Source organism: Streptomyces sp. NPDC096205, from assembly GCF_044763135.1.
GTDB lineage: Bacteria > Actinomycetota > Actinomycetes > Streptomycetales > Streptomycetaceae > Streptomyces.
On the sequence record NZ_JBIWFS010000009.1, the window covers coordinates 277526 to 295051 of the forward strand.

Here is a 17526-nt window from a genome sequence, read left to right on the forward strand (position 1 = left end):
CTACGGCTCGGCCCGCAGTGCCACTGCTCGGCCGTAGCGCCGCGCCCCGGCTGTCAGCGCTGCGACTCGGCCGCCTTCACCAGCGCGTCCTTGGTGACCGCGCCGACGTAGACCTTGCCGTCCTCGGTGATCAGGGCGTTGATCAGGCGGGTCTTGAAGACGGTGCCGGAGCCGAACTTGCCGCTGACGTGGTCGCCGAGGGAGTCCAGGAAGCCGCCGAAGTCGCCGCCGACCTCCTGGCCGGAGGGGATGCCCTCGCCGCCGGTGTCGAAGGTGGCTATCGCGTTCCAGCCCTCGCCGATGGTGTTCATGCCCTCGGCGCCGCGGGCGGCGGCATCCTCCTCGGTCTCGAACGGCTGCGCGCCCTCGTGGTGTTCGACATCGCCGTCCTGGGTGACCTTCGCGCCCTTGGGCGGGGTGAAGTCGAAGGTGGAGGCGGCCGGCTTGTCGAAGCTGACCTGGGTGAAGCCGGCGTCCACCACGGCCGCGCCGCCGCTGGTGGGGGTGAGCGTGAACTTCAGCGGCGTCCAGGTCTTCGCGTCCACCGCGATGCTGATCGCGCCGACGGTGCTGCCGGACTGCTTGGGCTTGATCAGCAGCTTGTAGGTGTCGCGGCCGGCGACCCGGGCGGTGCCATCGACGGTGACGGACGTGGTGTCGTCGACCGCCTTCAGCGCCTGCTCGGCGAAGTCCTTGGGCGTGGCGGGCACGTCCTCGGCCTTGCCGCTCCCGGCGGTCGTGGAGTGGTAGACCTCGTTGGACTTGCTGTCGTAGCCCCAGACGTCCTTGCCGTTGTGGATGAGGCTGTACTCGGCGGCGTCCTGGAGCAGTGACACCTTCTGCCGGTCGGGGCCGTCGGCGGCCACGCGCAGGGTGTGCGTGCCGGTGGCCAGTTCGGTGAGGCGGGCCGACGGATCGGCCGCGGAGCCCTCGCCGCCGTCCCCGCCCTGGCCGGCGCCGGCCAGCAGGCCGCTCTCCAGTCCGCCGAGGTCGGGCAGGCCGAGGTCGGTGTTGATGCGGACCGTGCCGGACAGCCGCTCGGTGTCCGACTCGGCGATGTTCTGGACGAGTTGCTCGGCGCTGATCTTCGGCAGGTCGGGGCTGCCGGAGTCGGCCAGTGCCGGGACGAGCCCGATGGTCGCCACCGCGACGCCGGTCACCGCGACCGGGACGACGTACCGCGCGGCCCTGCGTCGGCCCGCGCGCAGGTCGTCGGACTCCGCGGCGGTGGTGCTCTCGTCGGATTCGTACGGTGCCATGTGTGCCCTACCTCCGTGTCGGCGGCGGCCGTTCAGCTCGATGCGCACTGTTCACCCTGAGCCGCCATTCTCACCCGAATCGGTGAGGAGTGGTGTTTTCCGTCTGGTCTCCATCTGACCAAACGCACGCCGCCGGGGCGTCACTCCGCGGAGCCAACTCCGTGTACTACTGCGGTATGACACGTAAGGGCGGCGCCTCCCCCGACCCGTAGGGGTCGAGGGTGCGCCGCCCTCATGCGGAACGCGGTGGACGGGGCGTCAGCCGGCCCGGTGCACCACCGCGTCGCACAGCTCCATCAGCGCCGCCTTCGCGTCGCACTCCTTCAGCGGCACGAGCGCCGCGCGGGCCTCCTCCGCGAAGCGGACGGTGTCCCGGCGGGCCTGCTCCAGGGCGGGGTGCGCCCGCATGGCGGCGAGCGCCTCGGCGTGCCGGGTGTCGTCGGTGAGGTCGGAGTCGAGCAGCTCGCACAGTGCGAGGTCCTCGGCGAGCCCGAGCCGGGCCGCGCGCTCGCGCAGCCGCAGCACCGGCATCGTCGCGATGCCCTCGCGCAGATCGGTGCCGGGCGTCTTGCCGGACTCGTGGGAGTCGGAGGCGATGTCCAGGACGTCGTCCGCGAGCTGGAAGGCGACGCCGAGCCGCTCGCCGTACTGGGTGAGGACGTCGACGACCGTCTCGTCGGCGCCGGACATCATGGCGCCGAAGCGGCAGGAGACCGCCACCAGCGAGCCCGTCTTGCCGCCGAGCACGTCCAGGTAGTGGTCTACCGGGTCACGGCCGTCGGCCGGTCCCGCGGTCTCCAGGATCTGCCCGGTCACCAGGCGCTCGAACGCCTCGGCCTGCACCCGCACCGCCTCCGGGCCGAGGTCGGCCAGGATGTGCGAGGCGCGGGCGAAGAGGAAGTCGCCGGTGAGGACGGCCACCGAGTTGCCCCAGCGGGTGTTGGCGCTGGGCACGCCGCGGCGCACGGACGCCTCATCCATGACGTCGTCGTGGTACAGCGTGGCGAGGTGGGTCAGCTCGACCACCACCGCGGAGGGCACGACGCCCGGCGCGTAGGGGTCTCCGAACTGGGCGGCGAGCATCACGAGCAGCGGCCGAAACCGCTTGCCGCCCGCCCGCACCAGATGCTGGGCTGCCTCGGTGATGAAGGGCACCTCGCTCTTGGTGGCCTCGAGCAGCCCTTCCTCGACAGCCGCCAATCCGGCCTGGACATCGGCTTCCAGAGCCTGGTCCCGCACGCTCAGCCCGAACGGCCCGACGACGGTCACGAGGGGTCTCCTGTCTGCTGGTGTCTACTGGCGATTACGCGGTATGTCGATAGGTCGCTGCCATCACTCAAGTCAGCGTATCCGGTCACGTTTCGATCACTGCCGCCACCCACCCCGCAGGCCGGGCGGTATTGCGGCACGGCCGGTATGTTGCTGATCAATCGATAAGAACGGACATTTATCGACTTAACGGAACGTTGAGCCCAGGTACCCCCCGAGGGATCACGCCATGCGCATCCGTACGTCCTTTCCCCACGACACGGCCCACGAGGACCTGCGTGTCCCGCTCGCTGACGGAACGCTCCTGCACGCGCGCGTATGGCGGCCCCTGACGGACGAGCCCGTCCCGGTGATCCTGGAATACGCGCCGGACCGGCTGACCGACTCGACTGCGGCCCGTGACGCCCAGCGCCACCCCTGGTACGCCGGGCACGGCTATGCCTCCGTCCGGGTCGACGCCCGCGGGTACGGCAACAGCGAGGGGCTGCCCGCGGACGGCCGCTCGGCCCTGGAGACGGCCGACGGGGTGGATGTGGTGCTCTGGCTGGCGGGCCGGCCCTGGTGCGACGGCAGGGTCGGCATGTTCGGCATCGGCCGCGGCGGCCTCAGCTCCCTCCGTGTCGCGGCTCTCGCGCCCGAGCCGCTCAGGGCGGTCGTCGCGGTCTGCTGCGCGGACGACCATCCGGACAACGAACCGCACTCCGCCTCGGGTTCCGTCCGGGCGGAAGAGGTGCAGACCCGCTCCGCCGCGGCCCTCGCCCGGGTCTGCCTCCCGCCCGACCCGTCGTACGCCGGTCAGGACTGGCGTGATCTGTGGCTGAAGCGTCTGGAGGCCGTCTCGCCGGTGGTGCACGCCTGGCTGGACCAGCAGCCCGGGGACGCCCCCTGGCCGCAGGGCGGCGGCAGTGTCGACCCCGACGCGATCCGTGCGGCCGTGCTCGCGGTGAGCGGCTGGCACGACCCGTACCGCGACACCGTGCTCCACCTGCTGGAGCGCCTGCCCGCCGACCGGGTCCGTGGCCTGCTCGGCCCCTGGCCCCACCGCTACCCCGACCGCGACCGGCCGCCCGGCCCGGCGATCGGCTTCCTCCAGGAGACGCTGCGCTGGTGGGACCACTGGCTCAAGGGCGCGGACACCGGCGTCCTGCGCGAGCCCCTGCTGCGCTCCTACGTCACCGACGCGCACCGACCGGCCACGGCGCACCCCTCGCTGCCCGGCCGCTGGACCGGCGAGCCCGCCTGGCCGTCGCCGCTGGTGACGCCGGTGGCGTACGCCCTCCAGGGCGCCCCCGTCGTCGTACGGTCGCCGATGCACACCGGTGTGGACGCCGGCCGCTTCCGCCCGCTCGGTCACGACGCCGATCTGCCGCCCGACCAGCGCGAGGAGGACGCACGGTCGGTGTGTTTCGAGTTCGAGGTGGGCGAGGAGACCTGGGTGCTGGGGCGGCCCCGGGTGCGGCTGCGGCTGAGCTGCGCGACGCCGCGCGGGCAGGTGGCCGCCCGGCTGTGCGACGTGGCCCCGGACGGGTCCTCGACGCTGGTCACGCGCGGGATGCTCGACCTCGCGGCCGAGGGGTCGTCGCAGACGGCGGACTTCTCGCTGAGCGCCGTCGGGTACGCCTTTCCGGCCGGGCATCGCATCCGGCTCGCCGTCTCCTCGGCGTACTGGCCGTGGGTGTGGCCCGAGCCGGAGTCGGCGGCCGGTTTCACGCTGGACCCGGCGGGCAGCACGCTGGAGCTGCCGGTGCGCTCGCGCCGGGCGGGCGCGGAGGTCGCCTTCGAGGAGCCCGAGCAGGCCGGGCCGCTGGGGGTGAGCCTGCCGGCCACCTTGGACGAGCCGCGGCCGGAGCGGGTGGTGGTGCGCGAGGTCGCCGAGGGCGTGTGGCGTCTGGAGGTCCTTCCGGTTCGGGGCGGCACGCGCGCGTACCCGGACGGTCTCGAGCTCACCGAGGAGGCGCTGGAGACGTACACGATCCGCGCCGACGACCCGCTGTCGGCCCGCGCCCGCACGGAGTGGTCGATCGGGCTGCACCGGCCCGAGCTGCCCTGGGCCGCCACCGTCCGCACCCGCTCGGAGATCGGCTGTGACGCGGAGCACTTCGTCACCTCCGACGAGGTGGTGTGCACGGAGGGCGGCGAGGTCGTGTTCCACCGCACCTGGGAGAGGCGCATTCCACGGACCGCCGATTGAGGGCGAGTTGGGGGTGATGCCCCAATTGCCGCTCTTGTGACTGCCGGTGAGATGGCTCACTGCGGGGCCGGGTGTGCGGTGATCGACTCTCACGGCACGCGCCAGGCCCCGCCGCTTGGTTGAGCGGAAATCGCCATAAAGGATCAAGTGCCGCAAACGCACTGATCATGCCCGACCGGTGCTTTGTGTGAATCCGGTACTTGTTTCGCCCATGTGCTCTCGCATACGTTCCCGGCCTGCCGGGCGGAACGCCGAATCCTGCCGCCGCCCATTGGCATCCACCGACCACGCAGCGGCAGGAGCGGGGGACCCAGGTAAGTCGCCGTACCGGACGTCGTACCAGCTACGACACCCGGCACGGCTTGGGGTCAAGCCATGCCTCTTCGGGCCTGGCCGGGCACCTTTCCGCCCGAACCCGACAGCTCACCTCGCAGGCGCCGGAGAGGACGTTCCCCATGCCTGCGCACACGCATGCAAACCGCCGCCCCCGTCTCGTCCGTGCCCTCACCGCCGCCGGTGTGGCCGCCGCCGCGCTCGCCCTGCCGTTCGCCGGCGCGACCGGCGCCTCGGCCGCCCCCACGGCCACGACGTCGGCGACCATCTACCCGAACACCCTCGACGGCTGGATCCGCCAGTCGCTCGACGTCATGGCCCAGAACGGCATCCCGGGCAGCTACGACGGCATCTACCGCAACATCATGCGCGAGTCGTCGGGCAACCCGCTCGCCATCAACAACTGGGACTCCAACGCGCTCGCGGGCACCCCGTCCAAGGGCCTGCTCCAGGTCATCGACCCCACCTTCGCGGCGTACCACGTGCCCGGCACCGCCTTCGACCCGTACGACCCGGTCGCGAACATCACCGCCGCCTGCAACTACGCGGCGGCCCGCTACGGCTCGATCGACAACGTCTTCGGCGCGTACTGACCGCCTCCCGGCCCCTCAGCCGTAGAGCCGTTCGAGGACGACGGCGATGCCGTCGTCCTCGTTCGAGCAGGTGATCTCGTCGGCCACCGCCTTCAGTTCCGGGTGCGCGTTGGCCATGGCCACGCCGTGCGCGGCCCAGTCGAACATCGGGATGTCGTTGGGCATGTCACCGAAGGCGAGGGTGTCCGCGGGTGTCAGGCCGAGCCGGCGGGCCGCCAGCGCCAGGCCCGTCGCCTTGGTGACGCCGCACGGCTGCAGCTCCACCGTCCCGGGCCCCGACATGGTGACCGTGGCCAGCGAACCCACCACCGCCCGCGCCACTGCCGCCAACTCGTCGTCGTTCAGGTCCGGATGGCGCAGCAGCACCTTGCTGATCGGCTCGCACCACAGGTCGTCGCGGCGGCGCACACGCACCGCGGGCAGGGTCGGGTGCGGCATCGTGTAGCCGGGCTCGATGAGGGTGAGCCCGTCGACGCCGTCCTGGTCCACGGCCGCGTACACCTGCCCCACCTCGGCCTCGATCTTGCCGAGCGCGGTCTCAGCGAGCTCCCGGTCCAGGGTGACGGACCACAGCAGCCGGTCGGCGCCCACGTCGTAGAGCTGCGCGCCCTGCCCGCACACCGCGAGGCCGGTACAGCCCAGGTCCTCGAGGAGGGGGCGCACCCGGGGCGCGGGCCGGCCGGTCACCACCAGATGTCGGGCGCCGGCGTGTGCCACCAGCGCCAGAGCGGCCCGCGACCGATCGGAGAAGGTGTCGTCGCCGCGAAGCAGCGTGCCGTCCAGATCGGTGGCGATGAGTGAGTACGTGGTGCGCTCGGCATATGCGGTGGGTGCGGCCATGATCAGAGAATACGGACATCGCGCGCCCCCACCCCGGCGCGAACCGACCCGCGCAAGGCGCCTCCTCCCAGCCCACGCGCCCCTTCAACTCCCTTTTGCGCTCCGGTAATTCACCCCCAGGTGTCGCCTCCCGGGCCGACGACCTCCGTGCCCGGCGCCCTCCTTGCCCCGTCCCGGCGGCGGGACCTCGCCGAGGCCTGGGGCACTGCCCAAGACGGCCACCTCGGCCGTAACGTGTGGCCCAGCCACCCACCTGTGCCCCGCACCGGTGGGCGGCCGCACGGCACCGCACACGGCACGCACGAGAGCGAGGCACAACCGCATGCCCCCCTTCGATGTCCCCGAGGGCGACCCCTTCGGCCCGCACAACCTTCCGTACGGTGTGTTCTCCACCGGAGACCCGGACGAGCGGACCGTCGGCGTCCGGCTCGGTGACCACGTCCTCGACGCGGGCGCGGCGGCCCGGGCCCTCGGCTCCCCCTACGCCACCCTGCTCGCCCAGCCCTCCCTGGACCGGCTGCTGGCCGCGGGCCGCACGGCCTGGTCGGACGTCCGGCGTGCGCTGACGGCGTGGGTGACGGTGCCCTCGTACCGCGAGACCATCGAGCCGCTCATGCACCCGCTCGACTCGGTGACCCTGCACCTGCCGTTCACGGTCGCGGACTACGTCGACTTCTACGCCTCCGAGAACCACGCCCGTAACGTCGGCCAGATGTTCCGGCCCGACGCCGAGGACTCCCTCACCCCGAACTGGAAGCACCTGCCGATCGGCTATCACGGCCGCTCCGGCACGGTCGTGGTCTCCGGCACCGACGTGCTCCGCCCCGCCGGCCAGCGCAAGGCGCCCACCGACCCGGCCCCGGTGTTCGGCCCGTCCATCCGCCTGGACATCGAGGCCGAGGTCGGCTTCCTCGTCGGCACGCCGTCCCCCATGGGCAGCCCGGTGCCGCTCGCCGGCTTCCGCGACCACGTCTTCGGCCTGTGCCTCCTCAACGACTGGTCCGCGCGCGATCTCCAGGCCTGGGAGTACGTCCCCCTCGGCCCCTTCCTCGGCAAGTCCTTCGCCACCTCCGTGTCGGCGTGGATCACCCCGCTGGAGGCGCTGGAGGAGGCCCGCGTCGCCCCGCCGGAGCGCACCCACCCGCTGCTGCCCTACCTCGACGACACCGACGAGGAGCCCCACGGCTACGACCTGCGCCTCTCCGTCGCGATCAACGGCCATGTCGTCTCCGAACCTCCCTTCTCCACCATGTACTGGACCGCCGCCCAGCAACTCGCCCACATGACGGTCAACGGCGCCTCCCTGCGCACCGGCGACCTCTACGGCTCCGGCACCATCAGCGGCCCCACCGAGGCCCAGCGCGGCTCCCTCCTCGAACTAACCTGGAACGGCCGCGACCCCCTCGAACTCCCCGACGGCAAGCGCACCTTCCTGGAGGACGGCGACGTCGTCACCCTGACCGCCTGGGCCCCCGGGCCGGGCGGGACCCGAGTGGGCCTCGGCGAGGTCACGGGCCGGATCGCCCCGGCACGGACGGCCTGAGCCGGCCGCTCCACGGCTGAGCCGACCGGCTCGGCAGGTGGGCACGGGATATGGCCCGGGCCGCCAGGGCAACCGCGGCCGAGTCGCCCTGCGGCCGGGTCGCCGGACGGGAGACGGCCCGGGGCGCCGGGGCGAGTGCGGCCGAGGACCCCGGCAGGATCGGGATACGGCCCGGGGCGCCGGGGCGAGTGCGGCCGAGGACCCCGACAGGACCGGGATACGGCCCGGGCCGCCGGACCGAGTGCGCCCGAGGACCCCGACAGGATCGGGATACGGCCCGGGCCGCCGGGGCGAGTGCGCCCGAGTCGCCGGACGGCATCGGATGCGGCCGGGGTCACCGTGCGGGTGCACCGGGGTGCTCGTTCCGCGGAGCGGTCGTGCTGGATTTCTTACGTCGCTCGCCCGTCGCCGTCATACTGGCGGCGGGCGATCGCCGGTCCGGTCCGTCGGCCGGAGGGTGAGGTGCCCGGCGTTCCACCGTGCACCGCCCGCCTGCCCCGCAGCCGACCCCTCCCGATCAGGATCCGGAGCCCGTGGCATGACTGTCTGCATGCTCCTGCTGAGCGTCGTCGCCGTGACGGCCGCTGTGCCGGTCCCCCGTGCCCTCACCCGGGCCGTGTGGCCCGAACGGGAGCCCGTGGTCGCACTGTGGGTGTGGCAATGCCTGGTCGCGACCGTCCTGCTGAGCTGTCTCACCGCCCTCCTGCTGAGTGCCGCCGCCGTCTTCGAGACCGTCCGGGCCCGGGTCTTCGCTCCGGCCCCGTCGGCCGTCACCGCCGCCTACGACCTCTCCGCGGCGCCGCCCTGGCTCACCGTCCTCACCCTTCTTCTGGCCTGCGGGGCCGCCTGGACCACCGCGATGCTCGCCCGCGAGCTGGTGGAGGCCCGCCGCCGTCGGGGCGTGGCCCGGGCGCACCTGCGGGAACGCGCCCCCGACTTGCCCGTCGGCCTCCCGGCCGCCCGCGGCCCCCTGCTGGTGCTGGAGGACGAATACCCCGACGCCTGGTGGATGCCGGGCCACCCGCCCCAGTTGGTCGTCACCACCGGCGCCCTGCACCGCCTCACCGACCGTCAGCTGGACGCCGTGCTCACCCATGAGCGGGGCCACGCCCGCGCGCACCACGACTGGCTGCTGCACCTGTCGACGGCCCTGGCGACCGGCTTTCCGCGGGTGCCGCTGTTCGCCCACTTCTGCGACCAGACCCGCCGCCTGGTCGAGCTCGCCGCCGACGACACGGCCTCCCGCCGGTGCGGCCACCTCACCACCGCCCTGGCCCTGATCGAGCTGAACCAGCACCGCGGCGTCCTGTCCTGCGCCTCCAGCAACCGCCTCCTCGGCGAGCGCGTCGACCGTCTCCTCCAGCCGCCGCCCCGCCTGGAGCGCGGGCAGCGGGCCCTGACGACGACGGTGGCGGCGCTGGTGCCGTTGCTGCCGTTGCTGATCACCTTCGCACCGGGTCTGACGGCACTGAGCTGAGCTGACCCCGCTTCCGGCGCCGGTTCCTCGCCCGTGGGCCGGTTCCGGCTATATCCAGTCGTCCGGTTCCGGCTCGGCGTCCATCTCCGGCCAGTCGTCCGGCTCGGCCCCGCCCTCGGCCGGCGCACCGGAGGCGGAGCCCGGTCCGTCGCCCAGGGACGCCAGCACCGCCAGCACGCCCTCCCCGTACGTCACCAGCTTCTTCTCGCCGACCCCGCTGACGCCGCCGAGCTCACGCACCGAGGTGGGCCAGACGGTGGCGATCTCCCGCAGCGTGGCATCGTGGAAGATGACGTACGCCGGGACGCCCTGCTCGCGGGCCTGTTCCGCACGCCAGGCGCGCAGGGCCTCGAAGGCGGGCAGCAGGGCCTCGGGCAGCTCGGCCGCGACGGCCTTCGCCTTGCGCTCGCCCCGGCCGGAGGAGCCCGACCGGGACCCAGCCGGCTTCTTCGGCTCCTTGCGCAGCGGCACCTCCCGCTCGCGCCGCAGCACCGTGCCGCTCGTCTCGGTCAGCACCAGCGTGCCGTACTCGCCCTCGACGGCGAGCAGTCCCTGCGCCAGCAACTGCCGGATGACGCCGCGCCATTCGGCCTCGGTGAGGTCCTCGCCGATGCCGAACACGGACAGCTGGTCGTGGTCGAACTGTATGACCTTGCCGGTGCGCCGGCCGAGCAGGATGTCGACGATCTGCCCGGTACCGAACTTCTGCCCGCGCTCGCGCTGCAGCCGCACCACCGTCGACAGCACCTTCTGGGCCGCGACCGTGCCGTCCCAGGTCTCGGGCGGGGTCAGGCAGGTGTCGCAGTTGCCGCAGCCCGCCGGGTCGGCGTCCTGGCCGAAGTAGGTGAGGAGCTGGCCGCGCCGGCACTGGGCGCTCTCGCACAGGGCGAGCATGGCGTCCAGGTGGGCGGAGGCCCGGCGACGGAAGGCCTCGTCGCCCTCGCCGGACTGGATCAGCTTGCGCTGCTGGATGACGTCGTTGAGCCCGTAGGCCAGCCAGGCCGTCGAGGGCAGTCCGTCACGGCCGGCGCGGCCGGTCTCCTGGTAGTAGCCCTCCACCGACTTGGGCAGGTCCAGGTGGGCGACGAAGCGCACATCGGGCTTGTCGATGCCCATGCCGAAGGCGATGGTCGCCACCACGACCAGGCCGTCCTCGCGCAGGAACCGGGACTGGTGGGCGGCGCGGGTGCCCGCGTCCAGACCCGCGTGATAGGGCACGGCGGCGATGCCGTTGGCCGTGAGGAACTCGGCCGTCCGCTCGACCGAGTTGCGCGACAGGCAGTAGACGATGCCCGCGTCGCCCGCGTGCTCCTCGCGCAGGAAGCTCAGCAGCTGCTTCTTGGGCTCGGCCTTCGGCACGATCCGGTACTGGATGTTGGGCCGGTCGAAGCTGGCCACGAAGTGGCGGGCCGTCGGCATGTGCAACCGCTCGGTGATCTCGCGGTGCGTTGCCCGGGTGGCCGTCGCCGTGAGCGCGATGCGCGGCACGTCCGGCCAGCGCTCCCCGAGCAGGGACAGAGCGAGATAGTCGGGGCGGAAGTCATGGCCCCACTGGGACACGCAGTGCGCCTCGTCGATCGCGAAGACCGAGATCTTGCCGCGGGAGAGCAGGTCGAGCGTGGCGTCCAGGCGCAGCCGCTCCGGCGCCAGGTAGAGCAGGTCCAGCTCGCCCGCCAGGAACTCGGCCTCCACCATCCGGCGCTCGTCGAAGTCCTGCGTGGAGTTCATGAACCCGGCCCGCACGCCCAGCGCACGCAGTGCGTCCACCTGGTCCTGCATCAGCGCGATCAGCGGGGAGACGACGACACCCGTGCCGGGTCTGACCAGGGCGGGGATCTGGTAGCACAGCGACTTGCCGCCGCCGGTCGGCATGAGGACCACGGCGTCGCCGCCGGCCACCACATGCTCGATGACCGCCTCCTGCTCACCGCGGAAGGCCTCGTAGCCGAACACGCGGTGCAGCGTGACCAGCGCCTCGCTCGCGTCCGCCGGCACTCCGGTCACCTCTGGCATCTCGATGATCCCGCCCGTCCCGCCCATCGTCGTGTCCCCCGTACGTCGTGTCTCGACCACTGCGTCCACGATAGGCGCCGGCACCGACACTCCCGGAGTTATCCACAGACCCGTTCGAGTGACAATCGCTACTCTCCGTGATCAATCTAATGGCCCTCGTCACCTGGCGACACCGATCGCGGGCGGGTCATGCTGCACGAGCGGGACGGGGAGGCCCGCCCTTCGCACGGCGCGCCAGCGCCCCTTCCGTCCCGTAGGAGTGCCCCTATGCCCTCTCGGCCCCTCAAAGCCGCCGTCGGCCTGGCCGCCGCCGGAGTCCTCACCCTCGCCGCCGCGCCCGCGCAGGCCGCGGACCCGAACCCGTTCGCCTGGGTGCAGCTGACCCCGACGTACACGGCGACCGGCCAGTACGCCTACGAGCCGTTGGCGCAGGCCGGCGGCTACCAGCGTATGAACACGTGCGTGCCCGGCCTGGGCTACCACTACGTCAACCCCGAGTTCATCGACTCGGTCGACCCGGCCGAGCCGGCGGTGCTGGTGTACGAGGACGGTCCGCGCAACACGCGCAGGCTGGTCGCGGTGGAGTGGGCCGTGGTGGACACGGGCCAGGAGACGCCGGAACTCTTCGGGCAGAAGTTCGACGAGGGCCAGCATCCCGGCTACTTCACGCTCCACGCCTGGATCTACAAGTCCAACCCCAACGGGCTGTTCAAGAGCCCCAACCCCACGGTCGTGTGCGCCACGGCGTCCTGACCGCCCACGCACGCGGGCCCCGGCTCCCACCCTGGGAACCGGGGCCCACCGTGTGAAACCGCAGATCAGCGCACGAACACCCCGGACTGGCCGGCCAGGTCGAGGAAGTACTGCGGCGCCACACCGAGCACCAGCGTGACCACCACACCCACGGCGATCGCCGTCATCGTCAGCGGCGACGGCACGGCGACCGTCGGCCCCTCCGGACGCGGCTCGCTGAAGAACATCAGCACGATCACGCGGATGTAGAAGAACGCCGCGATCGCCGACGAGATCACGCCGACCACGACCAGCGGGGCCGCGCCGCCCTCCGCCGCCGCCTTGAACACGGCGAACTTGCCCGTGAAGCCCGAGGTCAGCGGGATGCCGGCGAAGGCGAGCAGGAACACCGCGAACACGGCCGCCACCAACGGGGAGCGCCGGCCGAGACCGGCCCACTTCGACAGGTGCGTCGCCTCGCCGCCCGCGTCCCGTACGAGCGTGACGACCGCGAACGCGCCGATCGTCACGAACGAGTACGCGCCCAGGTAGAAGAGGACCGAGGACACGCCGTCCGGGGTGGTCGCGATGACACCCGCGAGGATGAAGCCCGCGTGCGCGATCGACGAGTACGCCAACAGCCGCTTGATATCGGTCTGGGTGATGGCGACGATCGCGCCGCCCAGCATGGTGACGATCGCCACCGCCCACATCACCGGCCGCCAGTCCCAGCGCAGACCCGGCAGCACGACGTACAGGATCCGCAGCAGGGCGCCGAACGCGGCCACCTTCGTCGCGGCAGCCATGAAGCCGGTCACCGGAGTCGGCGCGCCCTGGTAGACGTCCGGCGTCCACATGTGGAACGGCACCGCGCCCACCTTGAACAGCAGCCCCATCACGATCAGCGCGGCTCCGATCAGCAGCAGCGCGTCGTTGCCCATGGTGTCCGCGAGCGCGGGGGTGACGTCGGTGACCGAGCCGTCGACGACCTGCGCGATCGTGGCGTACGACATCGAACCCGAGTAGCCGTACAGCAGCGCGATGCCGAACAGGGTGAACGCGGAGGCGAACGCACCGAGCAGGAAGTACTTCACGGCCGCTTCCTGCGACATCAGCCGCTTGCGGCGGGCCAGCGCGCACAGCAGGTACAGCGGCAGCGAGAAGACCTCCAGGGCCACGAACAGCGTCAGCAGGTCGTTGGCCGAGGGGAACAGCAGCATGCCCGCGACCGCGAACAGCAGCAGCGGGAACACCTCGGTGGTGGTGAACCCGGCCTTCACCGCGGCCTGCTCGCTGTCGCTGCCGGGCACGGAGGCGGCCTGCGCGGCGAAGGAGTCGACGCGGTTGCCGTGCGTCTGCGGATCCAGTCGGCGCTCGGCGAAGGTGAACAGGCCGACCAGCGCGACCAGCAGGATCGTGCCCTGCAGGAACAGCGCCGGTCCGTCGACCGCGATCGCGCCCATCGCCGCGACGCGCGCCTTGGTGGTGCCGTACCCGTCCGCGGCGAGCGCCACCACCGCGGCGAACGCGGCGGCCAGCGCGACGACGGACACGAACAGGTGGGCGTAATAGCGGGATTTGCGCGGCACGAACGCCTCGACCAGCACCCCGATGATCGCCGCGCCCACGACGATCAGGGTGGGCGACAATTGTCCGTATTCGATCTTCGGCGCGTCGATCTTCGAGATCGGATCGGCCGCCGTTGTCCACAGGCTGTGGACGGCTGTTGCGCTCACTTGGCCGCCTCCACCTCGGGCCGGGGGTCCTGCTTCTGTACGTCGGACATGGTCTGTTTCACCGCCGGGTTGACGATGTCCGTCACGGGCTTCGGATAGACGCCCAGGAAGATCAGCAGCACGATCAGCGGTGCCACGACCACGAGTTCACGCACCCGCAGGTCGGGCATCGCGGCGACCTCGGGTTTCACCGGGCCGGTCATCGTCCGCTGGTACAGGACGAGGGTGTACAGCGCGGCGAGCACGATGCCGAAGGTGGCGATGATGCCGACCACCGGGTACTCGGCGAACGTGCCGACCAACACCAGGAACTCGCTGACGAACGGCGCGAGTCCGGGCAGCGACAGCGTCGCCAGACCGCCGATCAGGAAGGTGCCGGCGAGCACCGGGGCGACCTTCTGCACACCGCCGTAGTCGGCGATGAGCCGCGAGCCGCGCCGCGAGATCAGGAAGCCCGCGACCAGCATGAGCGCGGCCGTCGAGATGCCGTGGTTGACCATGTAGAGGGTCGCGCCGGACTGGCCCTGGCTGGTCATCGCGAAGATGCCCATGATGATGAAGCCGAAGTGCGAGATCGACGCGTACGCCACCAGGCGCTTGATGTCCCGCTGGCCGACCGCGAGCAGAGCACCGTAGACGATGCTGATGAGCGCGAGGACCAGGATCGCGGGTGTCGCCCACTTGCTCGCCTCCGGGAACAGCTGGAGGCAGAAGCGGAGCATCGCGAAGGTGCCCACCTTGTCGACGACCGCGGTGATGAGGACGGCGACCGGAGCGGTGGCCTCCCCCATCGCGTTGGGCAGCCAGGTGTGCAGCGGCCACAGGGGCGCCTTCACCGCGAAGGCGAAGAAGAAGCCCAGGAACAGCCAGCGTTCGGTGTTGGCCGCCATGTCGAGTGAGCCGTTCGCGCGGGCCTCGGCGATCTCGGTGAGGGAGAAGTTCCCGGCGACCACGTACAGGCCGATCACCGCGGCCAGCATGATCAGCCCGCCGACCAGGTTGTAGAGGAGGAACTTCACCGCGGCGTACGAGCGTTGCGTCGAGGCCGCCTCCTCGCCGTGCTCGTGGGCACGGTCCCCGAAGCCGCCGATGAGGAAGTACATCGGGATGAGCATGGCTTCGAAGAGGATGTAGAAGAGGAAGACGTCGGTGGCCTCGAAGGAGAGGATCACCATCGCCTCGACGGCGAGGATCAGGGCGAAGAAGCCCTGCGTCGGCCGCCAGCGGCGGCTTCCGGTCTCCAGCGGGTCGGCGTCGTGCCAGCCCGCGAGGACGATGAACGGGATCAGCAGGGCGGTGAGCGCGATCAGCGCCACCCCGATGCCGTCCACGCCCAGCTCGTAGCGGACCCCGAACTCCTTGATCCAGGCGTGGGATTCGGTGAGCTGGTAGCGGTCGCCGTCGGGGTCGAAGCGGACCAGGACCGCGACGGCCAGGGCGAGCGTGGCCAGCGAGACCAGCAGGGCCAGCCATTTGGCGGCGGTGCGGCGCGCGGCGGGCATGGCGGCCGTGGCCACCGCCCCCACGGCCGGGAGCACCGCCGTCGCTGTCAGCAGAGGAAAGGACATCGGTATCAGACCGCCCTCATCAGCAGGGTCGCGGCGACGATGAGTGCCGCACCGCCGAACATCGAGACCGCGTACGACCGCGCGAAGCCGTTCTGCAGTCGGCGCAGCCGTCCGGAGAGGCCGCCGACCGAGGCAGCCGTGCCGTTGACGACGCCGTCGACCAGTGTGTGGTCGACGTAGACCAGGGACCGGGTGAGGTGCTCGCCGCCGCGGACCAGGACGACGTGGTTGAAGTCGTCCTGGAGCAGGTCGCGTCGGGCGGCCCGGGTGAGCAGCGACCCGCGCGGGGCGACGGCCGGGACCGGGCGGTGGCCGTACATGGCCCAGGCGAGTGCGACGCCGATGACCATGCAGGCCACGGTGGCGCCGGTGACCACGCCCGCGCTGATCGGCGCGTCACCGTGGTCGTGCCCGGTGATCGGCTCCAGCCAGTGCAGGAAGCGGTCGCCGATGCTGAAGAACGCGCCGCCCGCGACGGAGCCGACGGCCAGGACGATCATCGGGATCGTCATGACCTTCGGCGACTCGTGCGGGTGCGGCTCGGCGTGCTCGCCGCGCGTCTCGGCGGCGGGCTCCACGCTGGGTTCGGCCGGGGACGGCGTCGGGGCGTTGCGCCAGCGCTCCTCACCGAAGAACGTCATCAGCATCACGCGCGTCATGTAGAACGCGGTGATGGCCGCGCCGAGCAGGGCCACGCCGCCCAGGATCCAGCCCTCGGTGCCGCCCTTGGCGAACGCCGCCTCGATGATCCGGTCCTTGGAGAAGAAGCCGGACAGGCCCGGGAAGCCGATGATGGCGAGGTAGCCGAGGCCGAAGGTGACGAAGGTGACCGGCATGTACTTGCGCAGGCCGCCGTAGCGGCGCATGTCGACCTCGTCGTTCATGCCGTGCATCACCGAGCCGGCGCCGAGGAACAGCCCCGCCTTGAAGAAGCCGTGGGTCACCAGGTGCATGATCGCGAAGACGTAGCCGATGGGGCCGAGGCCCGCGGCCAGCACCATGTAGCCGATCTGCGACATGGTCGAGCCGGCCAGCGCCTTCTTGATGTCGTCCTTCGCGCAACCGACGATCGCACCGAACAGCAGCGTGACCGCGCCGACGATGGTGACGACGAGTTGGGCGTCGGGCGCCGCGTCGAAGATCGCCCCGGAGCGGACGATCAGGTAGACACCCGCGGTCACCATGGTCGCGGCGTGGATCAGAGCCGAGACCGGGGTCGGGCCCTCCATCGCGTCCCCGAGCCAGGACTGCAGCGGCACCTGGGCGGACTTGCCGCAGGCGGCGAGCAGCAGCATCAGGCCGATGGCGGTGAGCTTGCCCTCACCGGTGTCGGCGACCAGGCCGGGCTCCCCGTGCGTGCCGAGGACGGGACCGAAGGCGAAGGTGCCGAAGGTGGTGAACATCAGCATGATCGCGATCGACAGGCCCATGTCGCCGACGCGGTTGACCAGGAAGGCCTTCTTCGCCGCGGTGGCGGCGCTGGGCTTGTGCTGCCAGAAGCCGATCAGCAGGTAGGAGGCGAGACCGACGCCCTCCCAGCCGACGTACAGCAGCAGGTAGTTGTCGGCGAGGACCAGCAGCAGCATCGCCGCGAGGAACAGGTTCAGGTAGCCGAAGAAGCGGCGGCGGCGCTCGTCGTGCTCCATGTACCCGACCGAGTACAGGTGGATCAGCGAGCCGACGCCCGTGATCAGCAGCACGAACGTCATCGACAGCTGGTCGAGGCGGAAGGCGACGTCCGCCTGGAAGCCCTCGACCGGAATCCAGCTGAACAGGTGCTGGGTGACGGTGCGGTCCTCGGCGCCCTTGCCGAGGAGGTCGGTGAACAGCACCAGGCCGAGCACGAAGGAGACGGCCGCCAGCACCGTGCCGATCCAGTGGCCGACGGCGTCGAGCCGCCGGCCGCCGCACAGCAGTACGGCCGCTCCGAGCAAAGGCGCCGCGATCAGCAGCGCAATCAGGTTCTCCACGT

The 17526-nt window shown here is 71.6% G+C and carries 12 protein-coding genes and 1 riboswitch; of the genes, 5 read left to right on the forward strand and 7 right to left on the reverse strand.

What is annotated here, in order from left to right; translation table 11 throughout:
- Positions 1 to 53: 53 nt before the first annotated feature.
- On the reverse strand, positions 54 to 1259 hold the full coding sequence (locus ACIQ6Y_RS30860; RefSeq protein ID WP_404043813.1) for an outer membrane lipoprotein carrier protein LolA: 1206 nt from the start codon (positions 1257 to 1259) through the stop codon (positions 54 to 56).
- 258 nt (positions 1260 to 1517) lie between these two features.
- Positions 1518 to 2528, reverse strand: coding sequence for a polyprenyl synthetase family protein (locus tag ACIQ6Y_RS30865; protein ID WP_404043815.1), 1011 nt, complete (start codon positions 2526 to 2528; stop codon positions 1518 to 1520).
- A gap of 229 nt (positions 2529 to 2757) precedes the next feature.
- Here ACIQ6Y_RS30865 and ACIQ6Y_RS30870 point away from each other — a divergent pair, with 229 nt between their 5' ends.
- Both ACIQ6Y_RS30870 and ACIQ6Y_RS30875 read left to right on the forward strand, forming a co-directional pair.
- Positions 2758 to 4719: a CocE/NonD family hydrolase gene (locus ACIQ6Y_RS30870; protein ID WP_404043817.1), complete on the forward strand. Its 1962-nt coding sequence runs from the start codon at positions 2758 to 2760 to the stop codon at positions 4717 to 4719.
- A gap of 269 nt (positions 4720 to 4988) precedes the next feature.
- Positions 4989 to 5169: riboswitch (cyclic di-AMP (ydaO/yuaA leader) on the forward strand.
- A 5-nt stretch (positions 5170 to 5174) separates the two neighbouring features.
- Positions 5175 to 5645, forward strand: a complete 471-nt coding sequence (locus tag ACIQ6Y_RS30875; protein ID WP_404043819.1) for a transglycosylase SLT domain-containing protein — start codon at positions 5175 to 5177, stop codon at positions 5643 to 5645.
- A 15-nt stretch (positions 5646 to 5660) separates the two neighbouring features.
- Here ACIQ6Y_RS30875 and ACIQ6Y_RS30880 read toward each other — a convergent pair whose 3' ends face one another.
- On the reverse strand, positions 5661 to 6485 hold the full coding sequence (locus ACIQ6Y_RS30880) for an HAD family hydrolase (protein ID WP_404043821.1): 825 nt from the start codon (positions 6483 to 6485) through the stop codon (positions 5661 to 5663).
- Between the two features lie 322 nt (positions 6486 to 6807).
- Here ACIQ6Y_RS30880 and fahA point away from each other — a divergent pair, with 322 nt between their 5' ends.
- Both fahA and ACIQ6Y_RS30890 read left to right on the forward strand, forming a co-directional pair.
- Positions 6808 to 8028 carry a fumarylacetoacetase gene (gene fahA / locus ACIQ6Y_RS30885; RefSeq protein ID WP_404043823.1) on the forward strand — a complete coding sequence of 407 codons (1221 nt, stop codon included), beginning with the start codon at positions 6808 to 6810 and terminating at the stop codon, positions 8026 to 8028.
- Positions 8029 to 8566: 538 nt separating this feature from the next.
- Positions 8567 to 9505, forward strand: a complete 939-nt coding sequence (locus tag ACIQ6Y_RS30890; RefSeq protein WP_404043825.1) for a M56 family metallopeptidase — start codon at positions 8567 to 8569, stop codon at positions 9503 to 9505.
- 48 nt (positions 9506 to 9553) lie between these two features.
- Here the strand turns inward: ACIQ6Y_RS30890 and recQ are convergent, their stop codons facing one another.
- Complete coding sequence (gene recQ / locus ACIQ6Y_RS30895; RefSeq protein ID WP_404044182.1) at positions 9554 to 11545, reverse strand: DNA helicase RecQ; 1992 nt, start codon at positions 11543 to 11545, stop codon at positions 9554 to 9556.
- Between the two features lie 240 nt (positions 11546 to 11785).
- On the opposite strand from recQ, the gene ACIQ6Y_RS30900 reads away from it, so the two are divergent.
- Positions 11786 to 12271 carry a hypothetical protein gene (locus ACIQ6Y_RS30900; RefSeq protein WP_404043827.1) on the forward strand — a complete coding sequence of 162 codons (486 nt, stop codon included), beginning with the start codon at positions 11786 to 11788 and terminating at the stop codon, positions 12269 to 12271.
- A gap of 65 nt (positions 12272 to 12336) precedes the next feature.
- On the opposite strand, the gene nuoN is transcribed toward ACIQ6Y_RS30900, so the two are convergent.
- Genes nuoN through nuoL form a run of 3 tightly spaced genes read right to left on the reverse strand, consistent with a single transcriptional unit; the run spans position 12337 to position 17524 of the window.
- On the reverse strand, positions 12337 to 13986 hold the full coding sequence (nuoN, locus tag ACIQ6Y_RS30905) for an NADH-quinone oxidoreductase subunit NuoN (RefSeq protein WP_404043829.1): 1650 nt from the start codon (positions 13984 to 13986) through the stop codon (positions 12337 to 12339).
- The gene (locus tag ACIQ6Y_RS30910) at positions 13983 to 15554 is read right to left on the reverse strand and encodes an NADH-quinone oxidoreductase subunit M (RefSeq protein ID WP_404043831.1); all 1572 of its coding nucleotides are present in this window, start codon (positions 15552 to 15554) and stop codon (positions 13983 to 13985) included. Before ACIQ6Y_RS30910 ends, nuoN begins: the two co-directional genes overlap by 4 nt.
- Positions 15555 to 15559: 5 nt before the next feature.
- Positions 15560 to 17524 (reverse strand): NADH-quinone oxidoreductase subunit L, encoded by a 1965-nt coding sequence (nuoL, locus tag ACIQ6Y_RS30915; RefSeq protein WP_404043833.1) that lies wholly within the window; start codon positions 17522 to 17524, stop codon positions 15560 to 15562.
- Positions 17525 to 17526 lie beyond the last annotated feature (2 nt).

What these genes read in the sequence shown, in the direction of transcription:
- ACIQ6Y_RS30860 (WP_404043813.1), bottom strand. Translation starts at nt 1,259, where the DNA reads ATGGCACCGTACGAATCCGACGAGAGCACCACCGCCGCGGAGTCCGAC.
- ACIQ6Y_RS30870 (WP_404043817.1), top strand. Translation starts at nt 2,758, where the DNA reads ATGCGCATCCGTACGTCCTTTCCCCACGACACGGCCCACGAGGACCTG.
- ACIQ6Y_RS30875 (WP_404043819.1), top strand. Translation starts at nt 5,175, where the DNA reads ATGCCTGCGCACACGCATGCAAACCGCCGCCCCCGTCTCGTCCGTGCC.
- ACIQ6Y_RS30880 (WP_404043821.1), bottom strand. Translation starts at nt 6,485, where the DNA reads ATGGCCGCACCCACCGCATATGCCGAGCGCACCACGTACTCACTCATC.
- fahA (WP_404043823.1), top strand. Translation starts at nt 6,808, where the DNA reads ATGCCCCCCTTCGATGTCCCCGAGGGCGACCCCTTCGGCCCGCACAAC.
- ACIQ6Y_RS30890 (WP_404043825.1), top strand. Translation starts at nt 8,567, where the DNA reads ATGACTGTCTGCATGCTCCTGCTGAGCGTCGTCGCCGTGACGGCCGCT.
- recQ (WP_404044182.1), bottom strand. Translation starts at nt 11,545, where the DNA reads ATGGGCGGGACGGGCGGGATCATCGAGATGCCAGAGGTGACCGGAGTG.
- ACIQ6Y_RS30900 (WP_404043827.1), top strand. Translation starts at nt 11,786, where the DNA reads ATGCCCTCTCGGCCCCTCAAAGCCGCCGTCGGCCTGGCCGCCGCCGGA.
- ACIQ6Y_RS30910 (WP_404043831.1), bottom strand. Translation starts at nt 15,554, where the DNA reads ATGTCCTTTCCTCTGCTGACAGCGACGGCGGTGCTCCCGGCCGTGGGG.